A 12,240-nucleotide genomic window follows, 5' to 3' on the forward strand; every position below is an offset into this window, starting at 1 on the left:
GCTCCTTAAACTTTATTAACTTTTTTAGGATCCATGTTATTAGAAGCAATAACAAATGGTACATAAATCAAGAAACCTACGACCATATTAACAATTTGTAAAATAACTGGACGCCAATCAATCGTTGCCATTATTGAATTAAGGAATGGCGGCATTGCCCAAGTTGTCTGTACGGCAACCCGGTTTACCAAGCCAAGACTTAGAGCACCATATGCAATTGATACCATAACTAATGGAGCAAGAATAAATGGAATAATGTAAATTGGATTCAAAACAATTGGCATACCAAACATCATAGGTTCATTAATGTTGAAGATTCCAGGTACGAGAGAAATCTTAGCAACAGCACGTTCATCTTCACGCTTTGAAAAAGCAAGAACAGCTAAAATGAGTAACAGAGTTGAACCTGCACCACCGATCCAAACATAAAGGTCAAAGTCACTTCTAGTCCACATATACGGTAATGCTTTTTGCACCTTATGTGCATTAGTATTGGCAATCAGTGCAGTAGTCCAAATACTTTCTGTAACTGGTGCCAATACATTGGTACCATGGATACCAAAGAACCAAAACAGTTGGACTAAGAATACAATCAGTAACAACGAGCCATATCCTTGACCCATCTTCATTAGAGGCTCTTGAATTGTTTTGGCAATTAAGTCAATAACTGTTGTGTTTTTAAGAGTGAATAGATAGTCAATAATACCAACAACGAACAAACCAGCAGTCGCAGGAATAATACCTGTAAAGGCATTAGAAACAGCTGGCGGAACACTGTCAGGCATTTTAATAGTAATATGTTTCTTTACTAAAGCAATATATATTGCAACAGAAATGGCACCCATAATCATAATGGTAAAGAAGCCGTAAGCACCAAAGTACTTGCTAAAATTAAACCATCCCCAAGCACTAATATTCTTGCCATTAACAGCCATTTGAGCATCAGTTAATGTTTTTATATCTCCCTTAGTAAGAACATTTTTCAAGTCAGCTGAAAAACTCTGAGGCAAGCTCATGATAAAGGTACCTAATGTAAGCAGGCCACCTGCGATTGGTTCAACTTTATATTGGATACACATTTGATAGCCAAACGTGAAGGCAAACAGCAATCCTAGAATCGCTGTTGAACCTGTCCAAACCAGTCCATTAATACTAATGAGCCATTGCATTGAGTTAACAACGCCCATCCATCCTAGGTTAGTGGGAACATCCCTAAAGATGGCATTTAATACACTAGCTACTGAACCAGCCAGCATAATAGGCATAATGGAGATAAAGGCATCACGCAGTGCAACAAGCCAGCGAAGAGAGCCGATCTTAGCCGCAACAGGAACGAGATGCTTGTTTAGCCAGTTAATTATAGCATTCATAATAATTCCTCCTACTAATATTTCACTACACTTGCATTATACCATAGCAAATGGAAACGTTTACCATTTTACAGGCGGAAATTATTGTGGCTGTAAGTTTTATGACTTTGGTCTACACCAATATAGTTCAATATTCTCTAATCGATATTAGTCAAGTGATTAAAATGGTATATACCATATTTTTTTACTAATAAAATACATCTTTTTAATTATTATTTAATAAAAGTATTCATCTATTATTTGCCACATTCAATAGGAATCACTTTGATTTAGAGTTTATCTTTAAAAGGACGAAAGGTTTCATGTTTAGTTGAATATTCCACAACTTTCTTTATCTTATTCCCAGTAAACTCTATTAGTGACACTCCATCGAAGCAATATTCCTCTTTTTCTACAGCATCAAAATACCAAGTAACAACAAATTTATCAGTATCAGTTTGTTCAATGTTATAAATATCCCATTTTAAAACTGTCTGCTCTTTAGACTTTGAATTGATATAGGCTTTTAACTCATCTAGTCCTTCATAAGTAGCACCGTAGCATTCACGGTAATAAACATCTTGGCTAAACCAACTATCAAGATTAGAAAAATCTTTTTTAATCCAAGAGTTAAAGTAATCTCTGATAGTTTGTTCATTTTCTATAGTTTGACTGGAATTTGATAACATAATATTCATCTCCTAATTTTAAGCGAATTATATATTTCCACTTCTATATTAGTCTTATTATGTATAAGCATCTAATCTAACTTCTAAATAATCTAAATACTATTTTTATTAAAATTAGTAATTCACATTTATAACTTATTATTTTCAAAAACCTGATTATATAATTTAACTTTTGTTTGATAAATTTCATCAATAGAGCAATACACTGGTATTTTAAAGTTTAGTGTCAATTTTTTCCTTTCATTAGCACTCAAACTAATTTTTTCAAATTTTATTAAACGCCATTTTTGAGGTATTTCTCCTAATTTTTTTATTTGGGCAAATATCAATAAAGTTTCGTGTACTTTCATTTTACTTCTATTCAAAAGATCAATAGTTACTTCACCGGAAACCATACTAGTGAATGACAAACTATTAATATCTGCTTTTATTTGACCATAATGTAACCCATAACCAAATTCAAGTTTGGGACTACCTGATTCATCATAGTAATTCTCATTCTTTTGTGAATCACGCTGATAATAATATACGGGTAATTGACTTGAATTTATAGGATAGCTAATACTTAACTTTCCTTCAGGATTATAATCACCCAAAAGAATATCGGTGACTGCCTGTGGGCCTAAAATGCCGGGATACCAACTTAACAAAACAGCATCTGACAGCGATAAAATCTCATTTATATCATATGGTCTACCTTGAATTAAAATGGTGATTATTTTTTTACCGCTTTTTTTTAATTGCTTTAATAACCCAATTTGCGAACCACCAAGTTGCAAAGAAGCAACATCAACATTTTCTCCACAATCCATATTTGCGCTTTTTGAAGATAATGCACCATTATTAAAGAATTTGTCATCAAAACGCCTTGAACTTGAGCCACCAAGGACTAATATTGCCAAATCTGAGCCCTTGGATGCTTCTTCTACCATTAATTTTTGTTTCATTGTCTGTTTCGATCTAACTTGACACCCTAATGTATATTTAAGACTAGGCATTTTTTCTTTTAGCGCACTATAAATTGTATTTTGTTCAATTTTTGTTTTTTGTGGTGCGCTATAATCACCAAGTAAGTTGTAACAAGAGTCTGCACTAGGACCTACAATTACTGCCTTCGTTGTTTTCTTAATTGGCAAAATATTATGTTCGTTTTTGACAAGAGTCATACTTTCTAGTGACAATTGCTTATTTATTTCGTTTTCTTTTTGCAATATCTGGTCAATTTTTTCGCTTGTTACATTAGTATACGGGTTATCAAATAATCCTAATAAAAATTTGATAGTTAAAACTCGTGAAACCGACTGATTTAAATCTTTTAGTAATTCAGGATAAATTTTCACTGCGTTTTCAATATTAAGGAATAAATTGTCCCATAAACTGATATCTATCCCTGCTGAAAGAGCAGCCTTAACAGCCTGAGACTCATCAGGATAAAAATCACTTAACCGATCCAAAGCTGTCCCATCTGCCATGATTATCCCTTGAAAGCCATGATCCTGACGCAGTTTTTCTTTTAGCAACCATTCATTAACATGACAAGGGATCCCATCTATATCATTATAAGCAGCCATAATACCAGCTGCATTCCTACATGAGTGGATCAAAGATTCATAATCATTAATGAATTCATTTTTTCCCAAATTAACAGAACCTGAATTATGTCCTCCAAGCACTTCTCCCTGTGCAATAAAATGCTTAAGAACTACACCAACATGTTTTTCAGCTGAGTTAACTATCTTATCTCCAATCTTATTTTTTTCATTAATTAGATCTCCTTGAAATCCTTGAACTATTGCTTCAGAAAATTGTGCCGATAGGTATGGATCCTCACCGAAGCACTCTTCAGTTCTTCCCCATCTGGGATCCTTAGCTAAATCCAAAGTGGAAACAAGTGCTAAATTGATACCTTTAGCTTTTAACTCATCAGACTCTGCCGCAGCCATTTGTTTGATTAGAGAAGAGTCAAAGCTATTACCTTTTCCAATATTAGTAGGAAAAGATGGACTCTCAAGTGCTTGATGTCCATGGGGGCATTCTTCAACAAATAATACAGGTATATGTAGTCTGGAATGTTCAATCACATATTCCTGAATTTTATTTGTTAACTTTTGGCTATTATATAGAGAAATCCCGTTTTTAAAATTAACCTTCGACCATGGATCAGCTCTCAGAACGCCATATAAGGCACCTATTCCATTTCCCCATTTGACATGTTCCTTAAAATAATTCGTTAAGCTATAATTGTCTTTTGAACTTTTTTGATAACATTTCCAACCATATAAATGTTGGTTTACCTGACCAATTTTTTCTTGTAATGTCATTCTTCCTAACAAATCATTTACTCGATTTTGAATAGGCAAATTGGAATTTTGATAATCATTCATATCTATACTCTTAAGATTTTTCAACAACTTTATTACTTGCCATCACGAATGGTATATAAATGATAACATCCATTATTAATAATATTACTGTGAACAATGTTGCCGGTATATTTCCTGCTGTTGAAACCCATGTTTGTAGAACTGGTGGAGTAATCCATGGAGAAATTGCCACCATTTTTCCTAATAAACCAATTTTAGTTAAAATACATGCCAAGGTTAGATTAATTGATGGTATAACAGCTACGGGAATCATAAATAATGGGTTCATTACTACTGGTAATCCAAACATGATTGGTTCAGCAATATTAAAAACACTTGGTCCAATTGCTAATTTAGCAACATTACGATTATCCTCTTTTTTCGATACTAAAAATATGGCAATAATCAGTGCCATGACACATCCACCGCCACCTAATAATCCATAAGATCCTAAAAAAGGTGCGTTAACTATATTAGGAATTGGCTTGTGATTTGCAAAAGCTTGAATATTTTCTTGAATTGATTGTAACTGAGGTGCGACAGTAATTGGTGAAAGAATACTTGAACCATGTAATCCAAAAACCCACAAAGTATCAGATATGAACTGAATTAAAATCATCCCTGGTCCAGAAAGAACCAATCCTTTTAATGGCGTTTGAATAATAATAGAAATAAGCTCTGGTATACTTTTTCCAAGAAATGTTGTAATTAAATATATTGGAATTACCATTATAATTATAACAAGCACCTCTGGTACTAAAGAATTAAACGTAGATCCAACTGCTGGAGGAACGGAATCAGGCATATGAATTTGAAGTTTTTCATATTTAGAAAAACGAACAAACAGCTCAGTCCCTACTATTCCTGCAAACATTGCTAAAAATAAACCTGATGATGAAGTTAAACTTTGGGGAAAAGCATCAACTGCTAATGCTGTTTTACCAGAAACTAATGTAACCTGATTTCTAACAGGCATCATTAGAAACATTAAACACACAGACAAACCACCAGCATGAGTAGGTGTGAATGCTTTAGAATTCACCCTTTTATTTTCAACATACCAAGTAGCTAAATTAACACCGATATTGTATGCAACCAAAATTGCCAATATACCCAAAGTAGCATTATTTACCATTGTAGCTAAATCAGCTAATTTACTTAGATCTATAACTTTATTTACTGCAGCATTACTAAATAATAATGCATTCAATAAAACAAAAACTGAAGCTGCCATTATTAATGGCATTGTAACAATAAAACTATCACGTATCGCGGCTAAATGCCTTTGATTATTAAGTTTTCCTGCTAACGGGGACAACTTATTTGCAAATTTGTCAATCCAACTCATTTTCTTCCTCCTAAAAAATTGAAACGTTTCAACAATATTATTATAACTCTATATTGGAAACGTTTCAACTAAAAAATGTAAGTGATTACATAGAAGTTTGAGTGCTTTTAAAAACTATTTATCACATTTAATTTCTATTACACCATATGGAAAAGCAGTTTTCGGCAAATTAATAATACTGTTGTTAACAAGAACTGATTTTCCCGTTTCTAAGCTTAAAACTGTATTCGATTTTACTGGCAAATCATTCACTGAAATTTTATGACCAGCTTCATCACTGTTGTAAAATAAATAATAATCGGAGTTTTTCTTCGTCATAAAAATATTCTTATTGACATATTCTGGGCAGCCACGAGTATTATAAACAGCTTCTCCAAAAACTTTTAGCCAATCCCCTAGTTTTTTCATTAATTTTAAAGCCTGTTGTGGTAATGTACCATCTGGCTTTGGTCCAACCCCTAAAATAACGTTGCCACCTAGTGAAATAATTTTGACAATATTATCTAGTATTTCTCTAAAACTTTTATATTGATCATTAGGTACATATCCCCAATTTTTAGCCAAAGTTAAGTTAGACTCCCAAACCTTTTGTGGAGGTATGGTAGGTATTTGTTGTTCTGGTGTAACATAATTTTCGTATTTTCCGCCAATTGTGCGGTCAACAATCAGGGTATCTGCTTTAATTTGCCAAATTTTTCTGGCAATTTGCTCCATAGGCAAGAATTCATGATGACCCCCATTAACCCAGCCCGCATCAAGCCATAATATGTCAATTGGTCCATAATTTTGACAAATTTCCACTAACTGATTTTCAACAAACTTCTGGAATTTTTGCCATAGCTCCGGCTTTTGAACAGGATCATAGCTTGCATATCTTCCTCGGGGATCAGAGCCCGGTTCCCAATAAAAAGGACAGTGCCAGTCAGCCTTTGAATAGTATGCACCAATAGCGATTCCTTCCTTGCGAAAAGCCTCATTAACATATTTTAAAATATCAGCTGATGGATTATTATGAAAAGCAGAATCTTTGCCGGTAATCTTATAGTCGCTATATTTTGTATCGTACATGTTAAAACCATCATGGTGCTTTGTGGTAAAAATCATATACTTAAAGCCAGCATATTTTGCTGCTTTAGCCCAACTTTCTGGATCAAAATTTATCGGATTAAATTCATGGTTTAATGCCCAATAATCATGTCTTAATTCTTTTAGATCTTTGCGAAAAGCACCATGCTTACGAGCCCAATCATCTTCTTTTGATAATTGCCATGATTCAACAATACCTGCTTGGGCATATAAGCCCCAATGAAAAATAATACCCAGTTTTTGATTTTGAAACCATTCTAATTTATCTCGGATTGCTTGCGGTAAATCTTGATAGCTTTCCTGTTGCGCTTTCTTATTCTCAACTATATCTTGTCTTTTCTCATTTTTTTCATTCATCTTGCAACTCCTTTTGCCAAAATATCTTGTCTTTAATAAAAACCTGCTTTTCAACTTTCTGATGATCAAGCAGCTTTAATACTGTTTCCGCAACTTTTTCTGCTACCTTCTCAACTGGTTGCTTTATTAAAGTAACTGGTAATTTCATATTTTGTAATAAATGGGAATAGCCAAATCCAGCAACAGCGATATCTGTTCCTACCTTTTTACCACAGTCACGAACCCCTTGAACGACTTGAATAGCATTAGTATAATTAGTGACAAAAATTGAGTCAAAACCTTTTTTATTCAATCCTGCAACTGCTTCGTAAGCTTCAGTCGTACCGTAGTTAACATAAATTACTTGATCAGGAGTAAGTGTTACCCCCATTGATTTGCATGCGGCGTTGATACCAGCTAGCCGCTGTTGCAGCACATAGTCACTTTCAGTTGGAATCAAAAAAGCAGGTTTATTTCTTTTTTGCAGTATTTTAGTGACAACCTTTTGCGAAGCCATCATATCAGCACTCATGATTTCTGGCACTTTTTTGTCTGGCAATGAGGCTTCAACTGAAACAACCGGTAATGGCAGTTGCCCAACTTTTTGAAATGAGGTCCACTTAGTTTCCGCTTTCAAAATGATTAAAGCATCAACAGATCGCTCAATTAATTTTGCTAGTTTGAATTCAAAAGTTTTTTCATTATTACGATGACTGGTTAAAAGTAAAAAATAGCCGGCATGATCGAACAATTGCTCCAAAGCTGCTATTAATTGAGAGCTGTAAAAATTATCCATGTTATCAACCAGTATCCCAATTGAAAAAGACTTGTTCATTTTAAGAGATTTAGCGGTTTGATTTGGTATGTAATGTAACTCTTTGATAGCCTGCTTAATCTTTTCTTCATTCTCTTTTTTTAAATGAATACCATTTAAATAGCGAGAAATAGAACCAACTGATACACCTGACTTACTAGCAATATCTTTAATTGTTGCCATTTTTCACCTCTATAGCATAATCTGAGATAAAGTTATATGCGGCACCATATAAATTCGCATTATTGTGGTACTGGCACTCTTTGACTTCAGGCATTATTTCACCCACTTTATTTTTTACCAATTGTTCATGTAAACGTTTAGATAATTCAGAACTAAAGCCCTTATGAGCTGAAATACCACCACCAATTATTAAAGCATCGAAATCAAAAGCAACTTCAATATTGTATAAGCCAACAGCCAAAAAACTGTATACATTATCAATCAAATCCTGCGCTAATTTATCTCCTTGATCTGCTAACAGAAATAATTTTTCACCATCGATATTATCAACATGGGTTTGTTTTTCATATTCAGATGCAGCTTTAACAACTGTTGCCCGTGTACCCAGAGTTCCACCATCACTGGTTTGCATGAGACCAAATTCTCCACCAAATAAATGATTGCCTTTATATAATTTTTTATTGATAAAAACTGCACCCCCGATACCAGTTCCAATCACAATGAAAGCTACATTCGTAAAATCTTTTCCGGCACCTATATTAATTTCACAAATACCAGCACAATTAGCATCATTTTCAATTGCAACAGGTAATGAAAACTCCTCTTGTAATTCTTTAAATATTGGTCTGTCATGAATATAAGGTACTGCACTGATGCCTTTAATCGTGCCACTTGACTTATCAACAGCACCTGGTGCGCTAATAGCTATGCCATCAAAAGCATGCTTATCAATGAATCGATGCATTTGTATCTTCAAGCCTGTAAAAGTCTTGGGTGTAGCAAATTTTTCTATCTTAGTTATCTTATTATCCTGAAAACTACCACACTTAATATTAGTTCCACCAATATCAAAAACTGCTAATTTCATATTTGTGCCCTCTTTTTTAATTCAGGCTTTCGCCATTACCTGCTATTACTTTTTTAAACCACCAATAACTCTTTTTAGGAATACGCTTGAGATCCAATGGTTCGGAATTAGTGCGATTAACATAAACCATACCATAACGCTTATCCATATCACCAGCAGAACTGGGAATATCAATTAACCCCCAGACCAAATAGCCTAGAACCTTGACACCATCATTATTTATTGCTTTTTTTAAAGCACGTAAATGTTCTTTGTGGTATTCAATTCTCTGATCATCCTGAATTTCTTTACCGTAATATGTTTCCCGTAATCCAATACCGTTTTCGATAGGAAACATAGGTACATGATACTGATTATAGGTTTTAGTCAGAACATCCCTAAAGCCCTCTGGATCTATCGACCAGCCCCACTCATTTACTGGTAAAAATGGATTCTCTTTCCCACCAAATTTAAAGTAATAATTAGGCGCGATTTTTTCGGGAACAAGAGTGCTGCTAATTGTCGAGCTCTGATAATAACTGAATGCTATAAAATCACTCTTCATTTTGCTGATTTCTTCAAGATCGCTGGGTAAGTCACCAGTTTGAATATCATTTTTTTGGACAAAATTAATTACTTCATTTGAATAATGTCCTAAAACAAAGGCATCAAGCAAGTTTTTATTAAGAAATTCGTCTATTTGACGAGCATATAAAATATCTTTAGGCATTGATGAAGCTGGATAAACTTCACTATATGCCAGCATACCACCAATTTTATCATTCGTTTTTTCATGTAAGTAATTAGCAATTTGCGCATGAGCCAGCATCAAATTGTGACTAATAACATACAAATCATCGATTGTTTCATCACCTTTTATTTTGCCAGCAATTTTTGCTGCTCCAGGCATAAAATATAGATTTTGTTCATTAAATGTTAGCCAGTATTTTACCCTTTCACCAAAAATATCAATCATTTTTTTGCCATAACGAACAAAAGCATCAACTACATGGCGACTGCTAAAGCCATTAAATTTTTGGGCCAAATTCAATGGCATATCAAAGTGGTAAAGGCAAATCATTGGTTCGATTTTTCTTGCAAGTAAGCTATCGATTAAGTCTGAATAAAATTTAATTCCTTCAGGATTAAAATCTCCATCACCCAAGGGATTAACTCTACTCCAAGAGATTTGGAAACGGTAGCAATTGATACCTAAATCAGCAAACAAATCCAGATCTTCTGGATAGCGGTGATATTCATCTATTGCTGTATCCCAAATTGAACTGCCATCTTTTGCTCTATAAGTATCATAAACTGACTTACCCTTGCCCCCTTCTTTGACAGCTCCTTCAGTTTGCATACTAGATGTAGAGTTGCCCCACAGAAAGTTTTTCGGGAAAACCTTTTTTACCATTTTCTAACCTCATTTCATTTCTTTGAAACGTTTCAATAATATTATATAAAATTGACTTTATTAAGTAAAGTACATAGCTAATTCACTGCAAGATTACATAAAAATTAAAAACGACACCCCAAAGGATGTCGTCTTGTTTTAATATGTTATAACTACTTATTTGTTGTAGCATAGTCTGAAATATTTAAAGTTTGCTGGAAACCATTAGCACTTGTAACAGTCAAAACTGTATTATTGTTGCTAAACTGAACTGCACTTTTATCAACGCCGTTTACACTGGCAACCAAATCAACTATTTCATTAGATTCATTGATAGTCAAATTTTTCAAATCACTAACGACAACCTTTTTGCCATTTAGAGCAGCCTTCGCATTATTTATTTGGTTTACTGTATCACTAACTTGCGCTACAGTCGCAATAGCTGAATTAACTTGACTACCAGTTGAAATGGCCGAATCATAAGCACTACGCAGAGCTTTAGCAGAAAGTTTATAGGAATCACTTGCTTTAACTGCCGCATCTTGAGCTAACAAGTCTTGTAAGCTCTTTTTATCAGTTGAACTAGCAGTAACCGTCTCATCTTTAGCTGTATCAGGAGTATTGACTGGCGTCAGTTTAACACCACTAACTTTACTAATATCGTCTTGCTTAATATAACCATTCTTGTCACTTTGTAATTTGTAGAACAATTCAGCCTTATTATCATCCTTTACCCAAATGTACCTTAATTCGGTAACTCGTGCTCTGTGACCTTTAGCAAAAGTTTTTGTTGGTTGAGCCACACCTTTGCTGTTATATACATTAGTAGTACGAGCCAAAGTAATTGTTGTGATATCCGTATCATCTTCTGGCTTAGAATTTGTCGGCTGCAATTGTTTGCCAGAAACTATACCAACGTTATTCTTCTTAACCCATTGATCTTCGCCAGGGAAGTTATCGTCTTTAATACGATAAAACAGCTTTTTGCCGATATATTTAAGTTGATCAACTGTAATCTTTTCGTCTTTTCTAATCAAAGTTTTAGTCGAATGACCATTGCCATCATAAATATAAGCATTATGACTTAATGTGATCACAGTAGGATCGTTCTGGTTGTCACTTGGTGAATTATCATCTTTACTTGGCTTTTTATTAACTGGCTTTAACTTAGCACCTGTCGTTTTTCCAACATTAGCTGCCTTAATAAACTGGTTGCTTTGACCGCTGATTCTGTAAAACAACTTTTTGCCGATATAAATAAGCTGGTCAACTGTAACTGTTTGCCCCTTTTTTATCTTCTTTTTCTCGGTTTTACCTTTTGCATCATAAATGTAGGCATTATGCTTTATCTTGGCTTTCGCTGTGGCTGCAGGTTTTACAACCTTCTTGCCATTGACATAGCCAACATTTGCTGCCTTAACGTATGCATTGCCGCCCAAATTATAATATTCTTTATTTTTAATTGTAACTTTCTCACTAAATGTCAAGGTGATGCCTTTACCAATTTTGGTATTCTTAGCACTACCCATATAAGTCTTTAACCTTTTACCATTTTTGTCATAAACATAAGCATTATGACTTAACTTAATCGTATTTTGCTTTGAATTGTTGTTTTTCTTAGTTGCAACCTTGTCAGCCGCTTGCACAACAGTAAATTGACCTGCTCCTATTACAGGGCTGACACCAATTAACGCAGCAGCCGATACCATCATAAATTTATGACTAAATTTCATTTTGCTTCTCTACCTCGTTATTTATAAAAATTCTATCAATACATAATATTGTATACTAAAAAATGGTTGATACAAATAAAGTAAAGTATTGCTTACACT

At 34.1% G+C, this 12,240-nt stretch carries 9 protein-coding genes; all 9 read right to left on the reverse strand.

Annotation, left to right across the window (positions count from 1 at the left end; all coding sequences use genetic code 11):
• Nucleotides 1-5: 5 nt before the first annotated feature.
• Complete coding sequence (locus LACWKB10_RS01650; protein ID WP_034977981.1) at nt 6-1,370, reverse strand: PTS sugar transporter subunit IIC; 1,365 nt, start codon at nt 1,368-1,370, stop codon at nt 6-8.
• A gap of 269 nt (nt 1,371-1,639) precedes the next feature.
• Nucleotides 1,640-2,038: a nuclear transport factor 2 family protein gene (locus LACWKB10_RS01655; RefSeq protein ID WP_052060240.1), complete on the reverse strand. Its 399-nt coding sequence runs from the start codon at nt 2,036-2,038 to the stop codon at nt 1,640-1,642.
• A gap of 128 nt (nt 2,039-2,166) precedes the next feature.
• Nucleotides 2,167-4,422 carry a glycoside hydrolase family 3 N-terminal domain-containing protein gene (locus tag LACWKB10_RS01660; RefSeq protein WP_034977983.1) on the reverse strand — a complete coding sequence of 752 codons (2,256 nt, stop codon included), beginning with the start codon at nt 4,420-4,422 and terminating at the stop codon, nt 2,167-2,169.
• A gap of 10 nt (nt 4,423-4,432) precedes the next feature.
• Nucleotides 4,433-5,749 carry a PTS sugar transporter subunit IIC gene (locus tag LACWKB10_RS01665; RefSeq protein ID WP_034977986.1) on the reverse strand — a complete coding sequence of 439 codons (1,317 nt, stop codon included), beginning with the start codon at nt 5,747-5,749 and terminating at the stop codon, nt 4,433-4,435.
• 114 nt (nt 5,750-5,863) lie between these two features.
• The gene (locus LACWKB10_RS01670; protein WP_052060241.1) at nt 5,864-7,192 is read right to left on the reverse strand and encodes an alpha-L-fucosidase; all 1,329 of its coding nucleotides are present in this window, start codon (nt 7,190-7,192) and stop codon (nt 5,864-5,866) included.
• Entirely contained in the window at nt 7,185-8,168 is a 984-nt protein-coding gene (locus tag LACWKB10_RS01675) for a LacI family DNA-binding transcriptional regulator (RefSeq protein WP_034977989.1), read from the reverse strand. Before LACWKB10_RS01675 ends, LACWKB10_RS01670 begins: the two co-directional genes overlap by 8 nt.
• Nucleotides 8,155-9,036 carry an ROK family protein gene (locus LACWKB10_RS01680; RefSeq protein WP_034977991.1) on the reverse strand — a complete coding sequence of 294 codons (882 nt, stop codon included), beginning with the start codon at nt 9,034-9,036 and terminating at the stop codon, nt 8,155-8,157. Before LACWKB10_RS01680 ends, LACWKB10_RS01675 begins: the two co-directional genes overlap by 14 nt.
• Before the next feature lie 16 nt (nt 9,037-9,052).
• On the reverse strand, nt 9,053-10,429 hold the full coding sequence (locus LACWKB10_RS01685) for a glycoside hydrolase family 1 protein (RefSeq protein ID WP_034977994.1): 1,377 nt from the start codon (nt 10,427-10,429) through the stop codon (nt 9,053-9,055).
• Nucleotides 10,430-10,581: 152 nt separating this feature from the next.
• Nucleotides 10,582-12,141 carry an SLAP domain-containing protein gene (locus LACWKB10_RS01690; protein WP_034977997.1) on the reverse strand — a complete coding sequence of 520 codons (1,560 nt, stop codon included), beginning with the start codon at nt 12,139-12,141 and terminating at the stop codon, nt 10,582-10,584.
• Nucleotides 12,142-12,240: the final 99 nt, after the last annotated feature.

It is taken from the genome of Lactobacillus sp. wkB10, assembly GCF_000760615.1.
Lineage (GTDB): Bacteria > Bacillota > Bacilli > Lactobacillales > Lactobacillaceae > Lactobacillus > Lactobacillus huangpiensis.